Below are 18,789 nucleotides of genomic sequence, written 5' to 3'. Positions count from 1 at the left end.
GCTCTTGCTAATAGGAAACAATTCCAGTAACATATTGGCAACGAGAGGTTCCGAGGTTCATTCCGCCTGTGTGTGGCATTTGGAACTTGGGTATACTCTGCTTACGTTCATTCGCCTGTGAAAGGAGCCATCATGGCTGACAAGACTTACAAGTTCGTTTGCGTTGTTTGCGGCTTCGAGGTCGAGGTCGACACCCCCGAGCTGCCCGAGGACTACGTCTGCCCCGTGTGCGGCGTTGGCCCGGATGAGTTCGAGGCCGTCGAGGAGTAACTCACATCCGCCACTGCCAGGTAACTGGATCATCAAGGGGACGTCTCTTCGGAGACGTCCCTTTTTGTGTGTCTGGTGAAGGGGCGGGGTCTTGGCCCGCCGCGATGGCGGGCACTTGGCCCACCGCGATTGCGGGCAATTGGTCCGCCGCGACGGCGGGCTCCTATGGGGGGATCCTGATCTTCAGTGCGCTTTTTAATCTTCGGTGCACCTGTCGACGAAAATTGCCGTGGAAATTGGCCTGTAAGTGCACCGAAGATTCCAAAGTGCACCGACGTTTGCCGAACTGCACCGAAGATGTGTTCGGTGACGAGGGTCATCCTGGAATCGAAGGCCTGTCCGGGACCCCAGGATCGGTTGCCAGCCCGGAATCGTCTGAAACCTACAATGTTCTCTCTCCGGCAAGCGGTACGCCGGCGGTGGCCAGTAGCTGAAAGAAATAAGACGTGTCGAGAGCCTGGGCAAATGAGAATCGGAGGATGACCGCTCCTGTCAAGTTGAGGTGCGATTCGCGTAGCCTTTCGGCTCGCATGGACTGGACGGCCAACTCGGTTTTCTCGACTTTGGAATGGCGTGCGCCCTTGGTGAGATATTTTGCAAATCCATCGAGCTCGGCAAGAATGTATCTGCCATCCGATAGTTTCCAGCCTAAATCTGCTCGCTTCGACACTCCGGGCATCATCGGATCCTCAATTTCGATTTGAAGCTCCGGTGTTTCAAATCCGAGCTCTATGATGACTGCCCGGACAATAGATTCCCCACCGTTTTCGCTTCGCCCATCGGCGTATTTAAGTGTTTCTCGCGCTTGCCTGATTCCACGTCGGCCCTTGCCATGCGCGGCGAAGTATTCGATCAACTGCTCTTTCGTCGCGAGACGATGATGGAGGACGGAGTCGACAATCGCGAGGCCTTGGCGAAAAGTGGAGGCGCAAAGGCAATCTAACGTCGTTTGCATGAGGGTGGTGCAAGGGATGTTATCCGCGAGTACGTGCCCACCCCCTTTATCAATGTGACAGGCGACTTGGCCGGGATGCTTGCGGCGGCTTTCGCTGGGCGATATCGCGACGTGCATCCGGGAAAGCAGTTCTTGCGGAACTTGAAGGCCGTGTGCCGCTGCCGCCGAAAACAAGCAAAACGTCCAGCCGGGATGAAGCGTATGGGCGGCTTTGAGCGTCATGCGAGCTTGCACCCGCGGATCGAGCTTGTTGAATGACTCGACGAGCGCATAGGCTCCTGGAAACGGCATGCAGACAATCCCCCTTGCCAGGCGATAGTCGAGTCTTCTCTTCTCATTTGGGTCTTTCGGAATCAATAGATATCCGTGTCGTATGGCTAATTCGAGCCTGCGTTCTGTCGTATTTCCAGAGTTCACGCCTCATCTCCGTTTCAGTGGGGTCCCACGGTGACCATACCGAAAACGCGTTCTGATGGTGTCGTTGTCCACCTGTCAAAAAACTGACCGTACTGGTATCGAGATGGAGCTCCTCCATAATGCATGCATTCACCATTTTCTTCGGAGGAATTGCGCATGCTTTTGCCTGGCAATGCAAGGCGGATCGGAGCGTTTCTTGGTATCGACCTTTTACACGGGGATCAGCCGACCGGTGTCGTTGTCACTCGATTGCATCACGTTCGCTCGAGATGGGCTGTTGTTTGAGCCGTCGAGCAATGCCCCGATTGTCCGGGCAGAATTCATCGAGCAGGGTGTGGAAGCGGGCGTTGTGGCTCGGCTCCAGAAGGTGCACGAGCTCGTGCGCCACCACGAACTCCAGGCACTCGGGCGGATAGGCGGCCAGTCGGGCGTTGATGCGGATTGCGCCGGTTTTCGGCGTGCACGAACCCCAGCGTGTTTTCATCACGCGAACGCTCCAACGCGTCGCATGGACGCCGATGCGGGCCTCCATGCGCTCGACCACATCGGGCAGCGCGCGCAGCACTTCGGTGCGGTAGAGCTCGTCGAGGGCGGCTTGATCTATGGTGGTTTGACCAGGGGCGCCCTGATCGCCAGCGTCCCGGCCAGAAGCGGCCTGACCGGGGATCGCCCGACCGCCGGCACCCTGCCCGCCGACGGCCTGACCTGAGTTCGCGTGAATGGAGTCGCGTGGGACGAGCTTTCCCCAGAGCGGTATGCGGTTGGGCAGCTCGCCGGCAAAGTCCGGCGAGGGCCTGCGCTCGATGTTGTGGCGGACGCGCTCGGCGATCCAGTTGCCCTTGCGTTCGAGGAACTCTTGTGCGCGGGCGAGCGGTAGATGCTGCGGGATGCTGAGCGTGACGGTCCCGTCCGCGCGAACGCGCAAGTTGAGGTTTTTCACGCGTTTGCGGACGACGCTCACGGGAATCTCGAGTCCGTCAACGTTGAGGATGATGCCTGCGCCCATCGTTGCGGACTCCTTTCGCTGATCTGCGACACTGCGGTCCCGTTCGTAAAGACCTGCCGACCAAGATGTGCTCCCGTGGGGAATTGTTCGCCCATGGGGCGTCCAACACGGTACCATAGACCGAATGTCACCAATCGAAAGGAGCGCCCATGAGTCACCATGAGCGCGAGGTCATCGGCGTCGATGACCGAGTCTCGCCCGCCCGCGCCATCCCGCTGGGCATCCAGCACATGATGAGCATGTTCGGCTCTACGGTGCTCGTGCCCGTGCTGACCGGCCTCGACCCCAATGTCGCCATCATGTGCTCGGGCATCGGCACCATCTGCTACCTGCTCGTCACCGGTAATAAGATCCCCAGCTACTTGGGCAGTTCATTCGCCTTCATCAGCCCCATCATCGCGGTCGGCGCCACACAGGGGCTCGATGCGGCCATGTCCGGCGTGATTGTCGCCGGTGCGGTGTTCCTGGTGGTGGCTGGCATCATCAAGTTCGTCGGCACCGGCTGGCTCGACCGCCTGCTGCCGCCCGTGCTCGTCGCCTCGGTCATGGTGGTCATTGGCGTGGGGCTCTCGGCCACCGCCGCAAACATGGCCTTCATGGGCACCGACGCTGCGGGAGCATCGGTTTTCAACCCGCAGGGCGCCATCGTGGCCGCCATCACCCTGCTCGCGGCCGTGATTTTCTCCGGCCGTGGCGGCATCGTCGGCACGGTGCCGGTCCTGCTTGCCATCGTCGTGGGGTACGCGGTCGCCATCGCCTTTGGCATGGTCGATTTCGCGCCCATCGCCGAGGCCGCATGGGTCGGTCTGCCCAACGTGAGCTTTCCCAAGTTCGACATGGGCGCTATTGCGCTGATTGCGCCGGTCGCCGTTGTGACGGTCATCGAGCACATCGGTCACCTGCTCGCCGTGGGCGAGATCGTCGACAAGGATTATCGCCCGTTGTTGCCGCGTTCGCTCGCCGGCGACGGTCTGTCCACCATGATCTCGGGCTTCCTCGGCGGTCCTCCCACCACCACGTATGCCGAGAACATCGGCGTCATGAGCGTCACGCGCGTGTATTCGACCCAGATCTTCTGGTATGCCGGTGGATTCGCGCTCATCGTCGGCGGCCTGTGCCCCAAGCTCGCCGCGCTCATCAACTCCATCCCCAGCCCGGTCATGGGCGGCGTGTGCCTGCTGCTGTTCGGCCTCATCGCCTCCAACGGCCTGCGCATGCTCGTGTCAAACGGCGTCGACTTCGACGTCAACCGCAACCTCATGATAGCCTCCGTCGTGATCATCCTGGGTGTGGGCATGGAGACCTCCGGCATCGCCATCCCGCTGGGCGACTACACCCTGCCCGGCATGGCGACCTCCACGCTCGTGGGCATCATCTTGAACCTGGTGCTCCCGCAGGAGAAGAAGGGCGAGGCGAGGGCTTAAGCTTCCACGCGCTCGGGTATAGTGGTTCCACGTGCCGGCGGGCAGAACGCGCTCGTTTCGGCAATCTCAGAAGCTTTCCGCCTCCATCCAGGCGGGGCCACAACGATAGAAAGAGGATGCACATGTCCAACCAGGGTAAGACGGTCAAGGCCCACTACCGCGGCACGCTCGACGACGGCACCCAGTTCGATTCCAGCTACGATCGCGGCGAGCCCATCGAGTTCGTGGCCGGCGCCGGCCAGATGATCAAGGGCTTCGACGCCGCCGTGCTCGACATGGAGGTGGGCGAGAAGAAGACCGTCCACATCCCGGCTGCCGAGGCTTATGGCGAGCGCTCCGAGGATATGATCCTCTTCTTCCCGGCCGACCAGGTGCCGGATTTCGAGAAGATCGAGGTCGGCATGAAGCTCTTCCTGCAGGGGCCTGGCGGTATGCCCGTGCCCGTGACGGTCGTCGAGGTCTCGCCCGAGGGCGTCAAGCTCGACGCCAACCACGAGCTGGCCGGCTGCGACCTCAACTTCGATATCGAGCTCGTCGAGGTCGTGGAGTAACGCCGCTCTCGCACAGATGAAATGGGATGCCCGGGCCCTTGAGGCTCGGGCATTTTGTTTTCCGGTCGTGCTTATGGCCGTCGTGGCTCGGGCATTTTGTTTTCCGTGCATGTCCTTGTCCGGGCTGGTCGAGCATTTCCCGATGCGCGAGTGCCTTTGGCCGCCCACGACGTTTACAAGCATAGTCTTTTGGGCAGAAGCAAAACGTTACTCAGGATATGACATTACGGCTGCCGCGAGCCGTCTGCCATGTGCGGCGAATCCGGCCGGCGGCCGTGAACATCACAAGAACGGAGACCCACATGTTTGAATCCCCGTCCCGCGTGCTTTTCGACCGCGACCCCGCCATCGCGCAGGCGATCCAGGGGGAGCTCACCCGCGAGCGTCGAAGCATCGAACTCATCGCCTCCGAGAATTTCACCAGTCCGGCCGTGCTCGAGGCAGTGGGCAGCGTGCTCACCAACAAGTATGCCGAAGGCTACCCCGCGCATCGTTACTACGGCGGATGCGAGCAGGTCGACGTGGTGGAGGATCTGGCCCGCGAGCGCGCTTGCAGGCTGTTCGGGTGCAAGCATGCCAATGTGCAGCCCTACTGCGGCGCAAACGCCAATCTGGCGGCCTACGCGGCCCTTGTGAAGCCTGGCGACACGATCCTCGGCATGAGCCTCGACCATGGCGGCCATCTCACCCACGGCAGCCCGGTGAACTTCTCGGGCAAGCTGTATAACTTCGTTCCCTACGGCCTGTCTCTCGAGACTGAGATCATCGACTATGACGAGCTCGAGCGCCTGGCCGAGGCCGAGCACCCGGCGCTGATCGTGGCTGGCGCCTCCGCCTACGCGCGCACTATCGATTTTGAGCGCATCGCAGCCATCGCGCATGGCGTGGGCGCCTGTCTCATGGTGGACATGGCGCATATCGCCGGCTTGGTTGCGACGGGCGCGCATCCCTCGCCCTTTCCGCATGCCGATGTCGTTACCTCGACGAGCCACAAGACCTTGCGCGGTCCGCGCGGCGGCTTTATCCTCACCAATGACGACGACCTGGCTCGCGCCATCGACAAGGCGGTGTTTCCGGGCACGCAGGGCGGCCCGCTCATGCATGTGATCGCGGGTAAGGCGGTGGCATTCGGCGAGGCCCTGCGCCCCGAGTTCAAGGCGTATATCGACCATGTGGTCGAGAACGCCGCGGCACTTGGCGAGGGGATGGCGGCAGGCGGCCTGCGACTCGTGTCCGGTGGGACCGATAACCACCTGTGTCTGGTCGATCTCACGGCCGCGGGCATCTCGGGCAAGGATGCCGAGACGCTGCTCGATGCGGTGGGGCTCACCGTCAACAAGAACTCGATTCCCGGTGAGACGCGTTCCCCGTTTGTGACGAGCGGCATCCGCGTGGGGTCTGCCGCGGCCACTACGCGTGGCTTCACGGCCGAGGAGTTTCATGAGATCGGCGGCCTTATCGCGCGCGTGGTGTTTGCTCCGCAAGACGCGAGGGAGCGCATGTGCGTGCGCAAGCGCGTGGAAACCCTGCTCGAGGCGCATCCGCTGTATCCGGGGATGGCGTAGCCGGGTCTTCGCTGCTGTCGAGGTCTCCGCTGCTGTTGGGACGTCCACCGCTACTGGGACGTCTCGACAGCCGAGGTCCCTGCCGCTGTCGGGACGTCCGCCGCCGCCGAGGTCCCTGCCGCCGCCGCGGACGTCTCTGCAGCCTAGGCTCTTACCGCCGTTTGGTGGCGAGGCGCACGGTGAGCGCCGCGAGCGCCCATGCGACGAGCGAGAACGCAGCGCCCACCAGGCCCACGTACGGCATGCCGGGCCCGGAGATGACCGCGCCGCCCACGGCGGTGCCGAAGGCGATGCCCACGTTGAACGCCGTGGGCTCCAGCGAGCTTGCCAGCGTGAGTGCCTGCGGGTACTCCTCGGCGGCGGTGGTCATGAACAGCGAGATGCACGGCGTGCTCACCACGTACATGGTGAGGGCGATGCCGAGGATGATCGCGAGGGCCCAGGGCATGGCGGGGCCGACCGCCCAGAGGCCGAAGAGCAAGACTGCCTGGATCGGAAAGCTCACGAGCATGGTCTTCACGCCGAAGCGCGCGTCGCACCAGCCGCTGAGCAGGTTGGAGGCGAAGCACATGCCGCCGTACGCCATGAGCGCGCCGCTCGCCTCGAGGGTTCCCATGCCGAGGATGTTCTCGAGGTAGGGCGTTACGTAGCCGTAGAACACGTAGATGGAGCCCACGCCGAACATGAAGATGGCGGTTCCGGCGATGATGCGCGGGTCGCGCAGGAGCGGCATCTGCTCGCGTGCGGTGGCCGGGATATCGGTCGCGCCGGTGCGGGGCAGCACGAGGATGAGCGCCGCACACACGACGAGGGACATGACGAGCGTGCCGATGACGGCGTAGTGCCACTCCCAGGTGGCGGCGATGAACTTGCCCGCCGAGGTGGAGATGACCATGGCGATGGAGAACGCGGCGTATACGAGCGAGATGCAGATCGAGATGCGCTTCATGCCGGCGAGCTCGGGGATGTAGGTCGCGCCGATGGCGAGTAGGGCGCCCGAGACCAGGCCGATGAGCACGCGGGCCGCAAGCAGCATCTCGAAGCTCGTGGCGAGCACCGCGGCGCTGTTGCCAGCGCAAAATAGGACGGAGTAGCCGATCAACAGCGTGCGGTGGGGGATGCGGCCGGTGCTGAGGGCCAACACGGGCGTTGCGATGGCGTAGGTGATGGAGAACGCGCTCATGAGCATACCCGCTTGGGAAAGTGGAACGCCGAAATCACGCGCGATCTCGGGTTGGATGCCGATCACGATGAACTCGGAGCAGCCGAGTGAGAACCCGAGCGCGATGAGCAGGCCGATGCACAGCAGCGCGTACGGGGTGAGGTGGACGGTGTCCTGAGGCGCGGCGGGTGCGACCGGGGTGTCGGTGCGAGTACTCGGTGTCACGGGTGCTCCCATCGTGATTTGGGCGTCATCGGTGTTCAAATTGACCATTATGCCATGGCTGGGAGCCGGCGGGCGAGCGCCCTCGACGAGGGGCGCCGTGCTCGCGAAAAGCGGTTTGCCGGCCTGACTCGGCCTCCCACGATGCAAAACGCCCCGTCGGGATCGACGGGGCGTCATATGGGTGATGCGGGCGTGTTCTCGCGTCGCTAGCAATCTTTCACGTTCATTGCGCGCATGGCGTTGAGGATGGCGATCACCGCTACGCCCACGTCGCCGAACACGGCGAGCCACATGTTGGCGATGCCCACCGCGGCGAGCGCGAGGATGAGCAGCTTCACGCCGATCGCGAACACGATGTTCTGGTGCACGATGCGCATGGTCTTGCGCGCGACCCGGATGGCGCGGGCGATATTGCTCGGCTTGTCGTCCATGAGCACGATGTCGGCAGCCTCGATGGCGGCGTCTGAGCCCATGGCGCCCATGGCGATGCCCACGTCGGCGCGGGTGAGGACCGGCGCGTCGTTGATGCCGTCGCCCACGAAGGCGAGGTTGCCTCGGGTGGAGTCGAGGATGCGCTCCACCTGTTCGACCTTGTCGCCGGGCAGCAGCTGGGCATGGTACTCGTCAAGACCGAGGTCGGAGGCCACGGAGCGGGCCACCTCCTCGCGGTCGCCCGTGAGCATGATGCAGCGCTCCACGCCCGCGGCGTGCAGGTCGGCGATGGCCTGGGCAGCGTCGTCTTTCACGGTGTCGGCGATGACGATGTGGCCGGCGTAGCTGCCGTCGATCGCCACATGCAAGATGGTGCCGGTGAGTTCGCAATCGGGGCAGGAGATGCCGTGAGCGCCCATGAGTTTGTCATTGCCCACCAGGACGGCATGTCCGTCGACGGTCGCCTTCACGCCGTGTCCCGACTCCTCGGCGGCACCCTCGATGCGCGCTTGGTCGATGATGCGCTCCGAATCCGCGGGAGCCTCGTCCAGATACGCCTTCTTGACCGAGAGGGCGATGGGGTGGTCGGAGAATGCCTCGGCATGCGCGGCCACGGCGAGCAGCTGGTCGCCGTCGATAGCGTCTGCCGGGTGCACGCCCACGACGCCGAAGGTGCCCGAGGTGAGGGTGCCCGTCTTGTCGAAAACGACCGTGTCGACTTGTGCGAGTGCCTCGAGATAGTTGGAGCCCTTCACCAGGATGCCCAGGCGGCTCGCGCCACCGATACCGCCAAAGAACGACAACGGCACGGAGATGACGAGCGCGCACGGGCAGCTCACCACGAGGAAGGTCAGGCCGCGCAGGATCCAGCCGGCCCAGGCGCCCATGCCCAGCAGCGGCGGGACCACGGCAATGGCGACGGCGGCGAGGGTGACGATGGGGGTGTAGACGCGGGCGAAGCGCGTGATGAAGTTCTCGGTGCGCGCCTTCTTCTCGCTGGCGTTCTCCACGAGCTCGAGGATGCGGCTCACGGTCGACGCGCCGAAGAGCTTGGTGGTGCGGATGCGCAGGACGCCGGTCATGTTGATGCAGCCGGAGATGACCTCACCGCCCACCTCGATGTGACGCGGCACAGACTCGCCGGTAAGGGCGGCCGTGTCGAGCTGCGAGGTGCCGTCGACCACGACGCCGTCGATCGGCACGCGCTCGCCGGGCTTGACCACGATGATGTCGCCGACCTGCACCTCATCCGGATCGACTTCCACGAGCTCGCCATTACGCTCGATGTTGGCGTAGTCGGGGGCGATGTCCATCATGGCGGCGATGGACTTGCGGCTCTTGCCCACGGCATAGCTTTGGAACAGTTCGCCCACCTGGTAGAAGAGCATGACGGCAGCGCCCTCGGCCATGTGCGGTTCGGTTTCGGGGAAGAAGATCATGGCGAATGCGCCGATGGTGGCGACGGCCATGAGGAAGCTCTCGTCGAAGGCCTCGCCGCGGCGGATGTTGCGCCATGCCTTGAGCAGGACGTCGTGCCCGGCGATGAGGTAGGGGATGAGGTAGAGCGCGAAGCTCGCGTACAGTGCGCCCGGCTCGCCGAAGATGCCCGCGAGCACGCCGAGCTCGTCGAGCGCCATGACGGTGAAGAAGAGCGCGAGCGCGAGCAGAATGCGCTTCAACCACTTCTTTTGCTTTTTGTTCATGAATGGTCCAATCGATGGGGCTCGCCGGTCGTCGGCGAATCACAGGTATCTGTGCGGGCTGGGCGGGCGGTCGGTGACCGCGCAGTTCGCTCAGCGCCGTCGGCGGGCGTCGGGCAGCGCGTGCGTCTTAGCGCAGGATCTCGCAGTCGGGCTCGACCTCGGCGGTGAGCTTGACCACGGCGTCGAGCACGGCGTCGAAGTCCTCGTCGGCGGCCTCGAGGGTGAGCTTCTGGGTGAGGAAGTTGATCTTGGCGTCCTGCACGCCGTCGAGCTTCTTGATGGCGTCTTCGAGCTTGCCGGCGCAGACGGCGCAGTCGATCTCGTCGAGCTTGAAAACCTTACGCATGATGGGGTCCTTTCGGTTGGTTGGGAAGACTATCGAGACCGTCCGGGTGGACGCTTGCTCGCGGTTCCTCAATGTAGGGACAGTCCCTACATTGAGGTGGGGGTTACTCGCAGATGTGGGTAAGGCCCTGGTCGAGGATGGTCAGGACGTGGTCGTCGGCGAGCGAGTAGTGGATGTTGCGGCCGTCGCGACGGAATTTGACCAGATGCGCCTGCTTGAGGATGCGCAGCTGGTGGGAGACTGCGGATTGCGAGGCGCCGAGGTTCTCGGCGATCTCGTTGACGCTCTTTTCATCGTTCATGAGGGCGTAGAGGATCTTGATGCGCGTGGTGTCGCTGAAGACCTTGAAGAGGTCGGCCAGGTCGTAGAGCAGCTCCTCCTCGGGGAGGGACTCCGCGGCGTCGTCCAGAGCGCGCTCCGGCGTGTCGGCGTTCAGGCCGCACTGGTTCTCATGGGTATCCATAGTACCTCCTTTCATATGAACACATAATCATATATCTACTACAAATGATTATATGAACGTATGCTCATATGTCAAGGAGACTATGGTGAATCTTCGGAAATCGGCCGACGCCAACCTCATATCGACCGATTTGCCCTGCATTCCGGATCAACTGCTTGAACTGGATGAGCTTTTTCGTATCGATTTGAGGAATCACAAAGTAGCTGGAGCGCATTGCTCGAGTGAATCCTGCGGTTTTAAGGAGGGCGAAGCGTTATATATCAGGCGGATTCAGGAATCGATACGAAAAAGCTCACTGAGCCTGAGATGGGCTCAGCGATTTGTTCCCGATGGACGGTTTTCGTGGTAGGGCCAAGCGCGGAAAAGCGCGTCACGCATCTCGGATTGCTTTCGGGCCAATCTCGGTGTGGGACTTGGCAGCTTTGTATTCAGGGTGTTGGAGAGGCGTTGTGCGAGCAGCTCGAAACGCGCACGGTCCGAAATCTGCTTATAGGAGATGCGGATTACCTCGATGCCCATGCTTTCCAATGCGAGCGCCCGGTCGTCATCGGCTTGCGCTCTCCCGCGGCTGTCGTGCACCATTTCACCTTGGCATTCCACGATGACCATAGGGTGATCGGGTGTCTCCTCCCACACGATGTCACCGTACGCCTTTTTCAGTCCGCAAATGCGCCGGGCGCTGTCATCGAGCTTGATTTCAAGGTTGTTTTTAAGCCCGCCGAGCCCAAGACCTCCTAACCGTTGAGGCGACCCGATTAGGATGGAGGCTTTCGCCTCGAAGGGGGAGGCGACTTTCCCGGTGACGTATCGCATCGCCTTTGCAAGTTGGTTCCGTCCGCGCATCCCCTTCCCAGCGTTGAGGATGTAGCGGATATCGTCGAATTCGAGAAGGGGCGGCCTGGTCCACAAATCTGAAGGCTTCCCCTGGGTATCGGTTATGCATTGCCAGGAATCGAGTCTCTTGAATTCGCTTTGTATTACCGACTGATAGATGGCGTCGTCCATTTTAATGTTGGGGGAATAGAACGAAAACGAACCGGTGAATTCGTATATCAGCAAGGCCGTGCTGATGGGGTCGAGATGAGTTGAGAGCATCAACAACGTAAGGAGAGGAGATGTGACGGAGACGTCGAACGGCGTGTCGACAATCGCCTCCGCGGGCATGTCTTTGGTCCACAGATGCTGTTTCACAAGCGTTGAGGTCAGGCGGTCGCGCCCGAAGCTCAGTGCATGGATCGGGATGTGTATGATGCCTGTCGCGACTGGGCTTTGACGGAGTCGGGCTCGTCCATAGGGGGTATCGAAGTCGGGGATCGGGGGAAGGGCATAAAGGTAGCGGGGCGGTGTCCTGTAGTACCGCAGTGCGGATATGTCGCAGAGAACCTTTGTCATGGCGGACAGGATAAGGGACGTCTGCCCGTGGGGCAATGGATTCCCCCGAACGGTAGCCAATGGCAAATTAGCGGTTCTACCTGTATGTTCAATACAAATAATTGTCAGAAATACGACGGGTCCACGTTGGATGACGTCAGGCGGCCCGTCAGATTGAGGGCAGATGCACGGCATGGGGCGGTTGTCTGCCGGGCGATTGACGAATTTCGCATGAGGTGCGAGCGACTTGGGCTCGAGCTGCGGCCAGGGGATGGCGTGCCCTAGCCTCGCGGAGCTTTTTCGTACTAATTTGGAGGTTGGTCGAGTATGGGGCATGTTTTGGTGCGTGTATTTGCAGGAAAAGCTTACATACGCCAGGGCTCTATAACGCAAATCGTCAAATCGATACGAAAAAGCTCCACGAGGGGCTGCGGCCTTATATCTGGGTGCCGCCGATCTCCGGTGGCAGGGAAATCGAGCGCTTTGCGGCGACGGGCGTGAGCAGCAGCCCCACGATGGGACAGAGAAAAATGCTCGGCATCGAGGCGTTTTGGGCGTGGCCGAACGCCATGAGGATGAGGTCGGTCGCGACGCCGGCTATCGCGGATGGGGTGCACGTGATCCCCAGGAGCACAATCGCGAGGATGAGGCCATCGGCCCCGGTCCACGTCTTAGGGATGCGGCAACGCTTCCGCTAGAACACGATGCCCAGAACGGAAGTGGTGAACAGCGCGGCAGCGATGGCGCCTACGAACGGGGCGATGCCGGGCACCACCAGGCCGTAGAGCCAGTTGTTGTCCACCTTGTTGCGAATGGGCAGCAGCTGGTAGGCGATGCGGGGGCCGAGGTCGCGCGCCTGGTTCATGGCGAAGCCGGTCACGCCGCCCAGGCCCATGCCCACGGCCCAGACGAGCAGCCCCACGCCGATCCCCAGCGCGAGCAGGTTATCGCCCGCCTGCGCCGCGATCGCGAGGATGCCGGTGAGGAACACGAAGGTGTCGAACGCCTCGATGCAGAAGTTGCGGACCAGGTTGTAGGACTCGGGCGTGGGGTTGGTCGAGAAGATGTTGCGGATGGCGACGCCGTCGACCTCGCCTTCGGAGGCGCGGAAATCATCTGCGTAGATGAGCCATGCGATGCATGCGCCCGCAACGCCGCCCAGCATCTCGGCGATGGCAAAGGGCACCACGCTGCTCCAGGGGATGAGGCCAACGATCGCCTGGCAAAGGGCCATGGCGGGGTTCATGCACACGCCGCCGAAGATGAACAGACACACGCTGATGCCAAACGACCAGGTGGTGATCGCGAACATGTGGCCGGAGCCGCGGTACTTGCTGCCCTTGAGCGTGATATCGCAGTGCACGCCGACGCCGAAGACGATCATGAGGGCGGTCGAGGCGAATTCGGCGAAGATGTGGTTGATCATGAGGTTCCTTTCGATGGTCGTTTCGTCTGAGGCGATCGTTGCCGCGGTGTGTCGTGCTGGTCTGTCGGCGGCGGCGATCTTATTTGGCGGGCCGAGTCGTTAGCGCTGAACGACGACGCCGAGCCCATCGGGGATGACGGCGAAGCGCGCGTTCGGCCCCTTGAGCTCACGCGCCAGCTGCACGGCCTCGTCGACGGTGCTTGCGGGTGTCATGTGCATGGCTCGGATCATGTCGTGGTCGCACAGGTCGCTCACGAGGATGACCGGATGATGGGCGAGGATGCGCGCGAAGATTTGGGCGGTCCACTGGTCGGGCAGCGTCTGGTCCTTGGGACGGTCGATGCAGGAGCGTTCGAACGCGGCGGGGTCATTTTCCGCGATGTTCTTGAAGAAGCCCTCTCCGCCGTGGCCGTCGGCGCATCCCGCGACCGCGATGATGACGCCGCCTTCGTCGAGTGTTGCTTCAGCGGCGGTCATGCCCTTGACGGCCTGGTAGATGTTCTGGTCGAGCGGGTAGCCGCCGTTGGTGGTGATGGCAACGTCGCAGTCCACGGCGCTCACGCCGGCGAGCCCGCGCACAAAATCGCAGCCCGCCTCGTGCGCCGCATGGATGTCGCCCGCGAACGCCCCGATGACATGGTGCTCTCCGTCCAGCACGACGTTCAAAATGAAAGCGAGGCCCGCCATTTCGGCGGCGGCCATCATGTCGTCGTGCACGCGGTTGCCCTCGATGATGCCCGCTCGCGACCGCGGGTCGTGCACGAACTGCCCGTTGTGGTTGTACATGATGGTCTTGTAGGAGGCCACGCCCGGCAGCACCGACTTGCGAGACCCCGAGAAGCCGGCGAAGAAATGCGGCTCGATGAAGCCCTCGGCGAGCAGCAGGTCGGCTTCGGCGGCGATACGGTTGATGATGCACTTGCCGCCGGAGGGCAGGGTCCCGATTTCGACCATCGCCTCGTCGTCGGTGGCGACGTGCATCACGATCTCCTCTTCGGCGACGATGCGTTCGCCATACTTGTCCACGAGCTCCTCATGTGTGGACGCACGGTGCATGCCGGTCGCCACGAGGATACGCACGCGCGCCTCGGGTGCCGCCGCGTGGATGCGACGCAGCAGGATGGGCATCGTCACGCGTGAGGGAACCGGGCGCGTGTGATCGGAGCTGATGATCACGATGTCACGTTTGCCCTGGCAGAGCTGCTCGAGTGTGGGCGAATCGTAAGGGGTGTCGAGCGCCCGCTCGACGAGCTCCTCCTGCCCAGCGTCGGGCGTGAAGTCTCCCTGTTTGCCCGCGAGCACGCCGACGACGCTTTCATCCGGCAGGCTCAGATGCATCCGTCCTCGGTCATATGGCAAATCTATATCAAACATGTGTGCCCCTCTCTTGGTTGATTGCCGGTACGGACGAGGGGTAACTATGGTTGTGATGGCATCGGGGCGGTCTGACCTTTGTTGTTACCATTTGGTGCAGCTTCGGCTTCACAGTCCGATAGAGTTGCGCTTTCCAGAGGTCAGGTAGGGGAGGGGTGCGCGTGATCGAGAGATCTGACTATCTCGTCGACTTTTTGCGCGAGCGGGGATTTCACGAGATGCGCAAAGCTCGCCATGAGTATCTCTCGTACTACGGCTTCGATCAGGAGTACGTGTTCGTTCTTGTGGAGGGCGTGGTCAAGGCGAGTGTCACGCTGCGCGAGGGCACCCGGTTCAACATCTCCTACATCAAGGGTCCGAGCCCCGTCTCGCTTCTCCGCGACGAGGTGAGCAGCCGTGCGAAATCCCCCTACAGCGTGCGCGTGGAATCTCCCGAGGCGATCTACATGGCGGTTCCCCGCGTGAGGTTCTGGGAGTTCGTGAATGAGGATTCTCGCCTGCTGGGCTATGTGAAGGACTATTACCGCGCGAGCCTGGAGGAGAGCCTCTATCGCATGCGTTACCTGACGATGAACGGGAAGGTCGGCGCCGTGGGAGGGTTCTTGTACGACCTGAACGAGCGCTTCGGCGTGCCGTGCGACGAGGGGAGCGTGATCGCCCTCGATGTCACAAACGAGGACATCGCGCAGTTCTGCGGGACCTCGTCGCGCACGAGCGTGAACCGCATCCTACGCGGTTTCAGAGAGCAGGGCGTCATTTCGACGAGCGGGCACGATGGCCGCATCGTCATCCACGACGCGTCCATGCTGGAGCGCTATGTGATGGACTGACCCAGGTCGGGTGAGCATGGGCTCGCCGGGCGCCCGCGAGTCGGCACGCGCGAGGGCGAATTCATTTCTGCTGGCTGTCGCCGGCGCGTCCTATCCGTTCACCAGGGCGATAAACGAATCGAGCGAATACTCTCCGGAGATGCGCACGCGCGGGAGGGCGGTGACGTCGTCGCCCACATGCGCCCACGAGTTTTGCGTGGTGAAGGCGCAGAGGATGCCGGCGTCTCGCACAGCCGCGCGGCCGTCGTCGGTGACGTCGCCAAAGGGATAGGCGAAGGCCTGGGTCCCGCCCACGATCTCCTGCGCGTGCTTGAGATCTGCCGTGATCTCATCGCGGCTCATGGCGCTGATGATGCCGCCGTGCCCCACGTTGCCGCCGGGTTTGTGCATCCCAAAGGAATGGGACTCGAAGGCGACGTAAGGGCTGCGGTGGTCGATGACCTTTTGGGCGGCGTCGGCGTCGCTGGCGATGACGAACGAAGTCGCGGGCACTTGATACTTTTCGAGCAGGGGCACACCGACGTTTAGGAAGCCCATCTCGCCGTCATCGAACGTGAGGACGACGCTCTTTGCCGGAAGGCTGTGCTTCCCCTCGATGAAGGCCTTCACCTCGGGATACGACGGGAAGTAGAAATCGTTTTCCTTGAGGTAAGAGAGCTGCTGCTCAAACGCGGTGCTGGCGATGAAGTTGCCGTTGAGGTCCGCCGGTGGGTTTGCGGGGTCGTATACGTAGTGGTACATGAGGATGGGCACGCCGCCCTGCATGGTTTCCATCGACTCGACAACATGCACGGTGCGCACTGCCTTTGCGGTATGACCGGACGAGTCCGACACGCGATAGGTCACTTTGTACGTGCCGGGTTTGGAGGTGTCGACCTTGCCCGAGGTTTTAATCTTGGCGTTGAGCAAGCCGTCGGCGGGCTCGGCGGCATGGGCACCCGCCTCGAGGTATTCCTCTCCCTTGAGCACATAGGTGTCTTTGGATCCGTTGAGGCCGATGACGATCTCGCCGGCGCCGCCGTCGGCCGTGCTGTCTTCTATGATGGGCGCGCTGCCGGGCTTATCCTGCGAGGGGTTGCCGCCTTTGGACATGGCTCGGAAGAGGGCCGTTCCTCCCATGCCGACAAGCGCGATGAGGACGAGCGCCGCGGCGATTCCTGCGATGCGCGTGCGCGAATTGCGCGGGGTCCGGCTGGAGCGCGGGACCTGGCTGGAGCGCGAGGTCTGGTCGTAGCGCGGGGCCTGACCGAGGCGCGGGGCTTGACGGGAGCCTGTCGCTCGATTGGGGCGCGGTGCTCGGCGCATGTGCGGTTTGGCAGGGGCCTGCGGATGATGTGTGACCTGGGGGCGAGCCACGCCCTGTTGACGAGCGGGTTGCTGCGGATGGCGCGCGCCCTGAGGGCGGGGTGCGTGTCGGTTGCGATCGCTGGGGTTCACGTCGGCCTCCTGCGGACGATGGGCGTCATGGCGTCGAGTGTAACGCGAAAACGCTCCGAGAATAGGAGCGTTTTTTGCGAGTCATCTTATTAAATTGTCACGCAGTCGTTGGTGGCGGAGCTTTTTCGTACTGATTTTGAGAAACCCGGAGTATGAGAGGTCTTGAGAGCGACAAAACCGCAGGTTGCGTCAAGGCGCAAGGAGTATGTACTCGGCAAATCGGGAAAACAGTACGAAAAAGCTCGACCTTTCAGCGGGGTCACCGCCCCGGCGCAGCACGACCCTACTTGAGGAACATGTTCTTGAGGTTAAACTCCGCCTGCACGGTGCGCAGCATGAGGTCCGTGTCGTCGAGGCCCAGGTGCAGCTCGTTCTCGTCGGCGGCAAGCGTTCCGCGGCGGCGCGCCCAGTTCTGCAGGCTGGCGGGCGCGCTCTCACGCGGGAGGGTGCGGACCTCGCCGTCGACGGAGCGGCAAATGTGGCGTGAGTCGATGACGATGATCTTGCCCGCGCGGCGCGCCTCGGCGTAACCGGGCAGGTGCAGCATGAACCAGCTGTCCTCGAAGGCTGCGTTGTGCGCCATGATGGGGTAGCGCTTCATGAGCTTGAGCAGCTCCTTTTGCAGCTTCACGTCCTCGCGGAAGGGCGTCTTGCCGTCGAGGTCGGACCACTGGATATGGTGGATGTCGGCCAGCGGCACACCCGTCTCGCGGTACATATCGGGGATGCCGCAGTAGAACGCCTGCGGGTCGTGCGGCACGGCGTCGCTGGTGAGCTCCATGATCTCCCAGCCCACGTTGATGATGTAGCCGCGCTCGGGTGCACGCCCGGTGGTCTCGATGTCGATGCCGAGCACCGTGCCCTTGATGGGCTTGCGCACGTAGGCGACGGAGTAGGCGTCGCGGTCGCCGCGGACCTCGCGAGCGACGGCGCTGGCGGCACGGCCCTGCATCTTGCCGATGCCGGCGCACAGGTCGGCGTCCGTTAGGTTGCGCGCGAGCAGCGGGCTCGAGAGGTTGCGCAGGCGCGCCTCGCCGATCTGATCGCACAGCTCACGGTTCTGATCGGCCAGCGTGAGGATGACGCCGAAATCGAAGCCGGGCTCCTCGTTTGTGCGCCATTCGTCGAGCAGTGCCTTCATGGCCTCCTCGCCGCGCTGGCGCTCGGATTCCATGGCGTCGTAGTCGCCGTAGATGAACATGGGGATGAAGGGCTGCATCGAGTATTCGAGTGCCTGCTGTGCGTTCATGGGAAGAGCTCCTATCGTTAAGAATGCGGCCGCGCGGCGGTGCTCGTCGGGGTACTTTGGCGGGCCCGTGCGCGGTCGAAGATCGTTCGAACACGAGTATAGAGGGTCTCGGCGGGGCTGAAGTGTTTGAGGTGTGAAACTTATTTAGTGACAATTCGGATGCGGCCAACGTGGCCGAGACGATATCCATCGGAACGAACTAGTTCCCGATCGCCGAGCGGCGGATCCAGATCTGCATATGTGTCGCCCGACTGCGGAAGACCGCGGTCGGGCGGCTTTTTGTTGTCTGGAAGGACTGCTGTCTGTCACGAGTTATCCAAAGGCAACTTTTAGTATACTGGTTCACTCGCATATCGTGCGTTTGCCAAGTGGTGCGCGGGGTATGTAAACAGCTACGCCTCGGGGCCCTGGGCCCCGTTGAATGTTCCCGTTGAGGAGAGTTGGCCGTGGATCTGCTGCTGCATTTCATAGAGCATGCGCTCGAGGATACCCTTGCGCTCGTGCCGTTCCTGTTCGTGACCTATATTGCGCTCGAGGCGCTCGAGCATGCCGCGGGCGCCCGTGCGAACGCGGTGTTCGCCGC

17 protein-coding genes are annotated in these 18,789 nt (G+C 62.5%); 5 read left to right on the top strand and 12 right to left on the bottom strand.

Going from position 1 to position 18,789, the window contains the following annotated elements:
- Positions 1 to 132 precede the first annotated feature (132 nt).
- On the top strand, positions 133 to 270 hold the full coding sequence (locus tag COLINT_RS03555) for a rubredoxin-like domain-containing protein (protein ID WP_006723000.1): 138 nt from the start codon (positions 133 to 135) through the stop codon (positions 268 to 270).
- A gap of 382 nt (positions 271 to 652) precedes the next feature.
- Here the strand turns inward: COLINT_RS03555 and COLINT_RS03550 are convergent, their stop codons facing one another.
- Together COLINT_RS03550 and COLINT_RS03545 are read right to left on the bottom strand one after the other, a co-directional pair.
- The gene (locus COLINT_RS03550) at positions 653 to 1,642 is read right to left on the bottom strand and encodes a hypothetical protein (RefSeq protein ID WP_039910320.1); all 990 of its coding nucleotides are present in this window, start codon (positions 1,640 to 1,642) and stop codon (positions 653 to 655) included.
- Between the two features lie 241 nt (positions 1,643 to 1,883).
- Positions 1,884 to 2,648 carry a M48 family metallopeptidase gene (locus tag COLINT_RS03545; protein WP_006722997.1) on the bottom strand — a complete coding sequence of 255 codons (765 nt, stop codon included), beginning with the start codon at positions 2,646 to 2,648 and terminating at the stop codon, positions 1,884 to 1,886.
- 149 nt (positions 2,649 to 2,797) lie between these two features.
- Here COLINT_RS03545 and COLINT_RS03540 point away from each other — a divergent pair, with 149 nt between their 5' ends.
- The 3 genes from COLINT_RS03540 (at position 2,798) to glyA (ending at position 6,188) form a co-directional block, all read left to right on the top strand.
- On the top strand, positions 2,798 to 4,072 hold the full coding sequence (locus tag COLINT_RS03540; protein WP_006722996.1) for a uracil-xanthine permease family protein: 1,275 nt from the start codon (positions 2,798 to 2,800) through the stop codon (positions 4,070 to 4,072).
- Between the two features lie 122 nt (positions 4,073 to 4,194).
- Complete coding sequence (locus tag COLINT_RS03535; RefSeq protein WP_039910319.1) at positions 4,195 to 4,623, top strand: FKBP-type peptidyl-prolyl cis-trans isomerase; 429 nt, start codon at positions 4,195 to 4,197, stop codon at positions 4,621 to 4,623.
- Positions 4,624 to 4,925: 302 nt separating this feature from the next.
- Positions 4,926 to 6,188: a serine hydroxymethyltransferase gene (gene glyA / locus COLINT_RS03530; protein ID WP_006722994.1), complete on the top strand. Its 1,263-nt coding sequence runs from the start codon at positions 4,926 to 4,928 to the stop codon at positions 6,186 to 6,188.
- A 151-nt stretch (positions 6,189 to 6,339) separates the two neighbouring features.
- On the opposite strand, the gene COLINT_RS03525 is transcribed toward glyA, so the two are convergent.
- The 8 genes from COLINT_RS03525 to larA form a co-directional block, all read right to left on the bottom strand.
- The gene (locus COLINT_RS03525) at positions 6,340 to 7,575 is read right to left on the bottom strand and encodes an MFS transporter (protein WP_233418331.1); all 1,236 of its coding nucleotides are present in this window, start codon (positions 7,573 to 7,575) and stop codon (positions 6,340 to 6,342) included.
- Positions 7,576 to 7,781: 206 nt separating this feature from the next.
- Positions 7,782 to 9,710 (bottom strand): heavy metal translocating P-type ATPase, encoded by a 1,929-nt coding sequence (locus tag COLINT_RS03520; RefSeq protein ID WP_006722991.1) that lies wholly within the window; start codon positions 9,708 to 9,710, stop codon positions 7,782 to 7,784.
- Between the two features lie 127 nt (positions 9,711 to 9,837).
- Complete coding sequence (locus COLINT_RS03515) at positions 9,838 to 10,056, bottom strand: cation transporter (protein WP_039910316.1); 219 nt, start codon at positions 10,054 to 10,056, stop codon at positions 9,838 to 9,840.
- Between the two features lie 103 nt (positions 10,057 to 10,159).
- Positions 10,160 to 10,519: an ArsR/SmtB family transcription factor gene (locus COLINT_RS03510; protein ID WP_182282019.1), complete on the bottom strand. Its 360-nt coding sequence runs from the start codon at positions 10,517 to 10,519 to the stop codon at positions 10,160 to 10,162.
- Between the two features lie 312 nt (positions 10,520 to 10,831).
- A complete protein-coding gene (locus tag COLINT_RS03505) occupies positions 10,832 to 11,710 on the bottom strand; it encodes a hypothetical protein (RefSeq protein ID WP_211203988.1) in 879 nt (292 codons plus the stop codon).
- A 616-nt stretch (positions 11,711 to 12,326) separates the two neighbouring features.
- Positions 12,327 to 12,524, bottom strand: a complete 198-nt coding sequence (locus tag COLINT_RS08715) for a hypothetical protein (RefSeq protein ID WP_156780317.1) — start codon at positions 12,522 to 12,524, stop codon at positions 12,327 to 12,329.
- Positions 12,525 to 12,584: 60 nt separating this feature from the next.
- A complete protein-coding gene (gene larD / locus COLINT_RS03495) occupies positions 12,585 to 13,316 on the bottom strand; it encodes a D/L-lactic acid transporter LarD (RefSeq protein ID WP_006722985.1) in 732 nt (243 codons plus the stop codon).
- Positions 13,317 to 13,415: 99 nt separating this feature from the next.
- The gene (gene larA / locus COLINT_RS03490) at positions 13,416 to 14,690 is read right to left on the bottom strand and encodes a nickel-dependent lactate racemase (protein WP_039910314.1); all 1,275 of its coding nucleotides are present in this window, start codon (positions 14,688 to 14,690) and stop codon (positions 13,416 to 13,418) included.
- Between the two features lie 161 nt (positions 14,691 to 14,851).
- Between larA and COLINT_RS03485 the strand changes: the two genes are divergently transcribed.
- Complete coding sequence (locus COLINT_RS03485) at positions 14,852 to 15,520, top strand: Crp/Fnr family transcriptional regulator (RefSeq protein WP_050750538.1); 669 nt, start codon at positions 14,852 to 14,854, stop codon at positions 15,518 to 15,520.
- 90 nt (positions 15,521 to 15,610) lie between these two features.
- Here COLINT_RS03485 and COLINT_RS03480 read toward each other — a convergent pair whose 3' ends face one another.
- Both COLINT_RS03480 and COLINT_RS03470 read right to left on the bottom strand, forming a co-directional pair.
- The gene (locus tag COLINT_RS03480; RefSeq protein ID WP_211203987.1) at positions 15,611 to 16,876 is read right to left on the bottom strand and encodes an immunoglobulin-like domain-containing protein; all 1,266 of its coding nucleotides are present in this window, start codon (positions 16,874 to 16,876) and stop codon (positions 15,611 to 15,613) included.
- Positions 16,877 to 17,240: 364 nt separating this feature from the next.
- Complete coding sequence (locus tag COLINT_RS03470; RefSeq protein WP_006722980.1) at positions 17,241 to 18,206, bottom strand: 3'-5' exonuclease; 966 nt, start codon at positions 18,204 to 18,206, stop codon at positions 17,241 to 17,243.
- Positions 18,207 to 18,789: the final 583 nt, after the last annotated feature.

It is taken from the genome of Collinsella intestinalis DSM 13280 (assembly GCF_000156175.1).
Lineage (GTDB): Bacteria > Actinomycetota > Coriobacteriia > Coriobacteriales > Coriobacteriaceae > Collinsella > Collinsella intestinalis.
The sequence above is the reverse complement of the archived record's forward strand: the minus strand, read 5'-3'. Positions and strand labels throughout refer to the sequence as shown.

What these genes read in the sequence shown, in the direction of transcription:
- COLINT_RS03510 (WP_182282019.1), bottom strand. Translation starts at nt 10,519, where the DNA reads ATGGATACCCATGAGAACCAGTGCGGCCTGAACGCCGACACGCCGGAG.
- COLINT_RS03470 (WP_006722980.1), bottom strand. Translation starts at nt 18,206, where the DNA reads ATGAACGCACAGCAGGCACTCGAATACTCGATGCAGCCCTTCATCCCC.
- COLINT_RS03545 (WP_006722997.1), bottom strand. Translation starts at nt 2,648, where the DNA reads ATGGGCGCAGGCATCATCCTCAACGTTGACGGACTCGAGATTCCCGTG.
- larD (WP_006722985.1), bottom strand. Translation starts at nt 13,316, where the DNA reads ATGATCAACCACATCTTCGCCGAATTCGCCTCGACCGCCCTCATGATC.
- larA (WP_039910314.1), bottom strand. Translation starts at nt 14,690, where the DNA reads ATGTTTGATATAGATTTGCCATATGACCGAGGACGGATGCATCTGAGC.
- COLINT_RS03540 (WP_006722996.1), top strand. Translation starts at nt 2,798, where the DNA reads ATGAGTCACCATGAGCGCGAGGTCATCGGCGTCGATGACCGAGTCTCG.
- COLINT_RS03535 (WP_039910319.1), top strand. Translation starts at nt 4,195, where the DNA reads ATGTCCAACCAGGGTAAGACGGTCAAGGCCCACTACCGCGGCACGCTC.
- COLINT_RS03555 (WP_006723000.1), top strand. Translation starts at nt 133, where the DNA reads ATGGCTGACAAGACTTACAAGTTCGTTTGCGTTGTTTGCGGCTTCGAG.
- COLINT_RS03520 (WP_006722991.1), bottom strand. Translation starts at nt 9,710, where the DNA reads ATGAACAAAAAGCAAAAGAAGTGGTTGAAGCGCATTCTGCTCGCGCTC.
- COLINT_RS03515 (WP_039910316.1), bottom strand. Translation starts at nt 10,056, where the DNA reads ATGCGTAAGGTTTTCAAGCTCGACGAGATCGACTGCGCCGTCTGCGCC.
- glyA (WP_006722994.1), top strand. Translation starts at nt 4,926, where the DNA reads ATGTTTGAATCCCCGTCCCGCGTGCTTTTCGACCGCGACCCCGCCATC.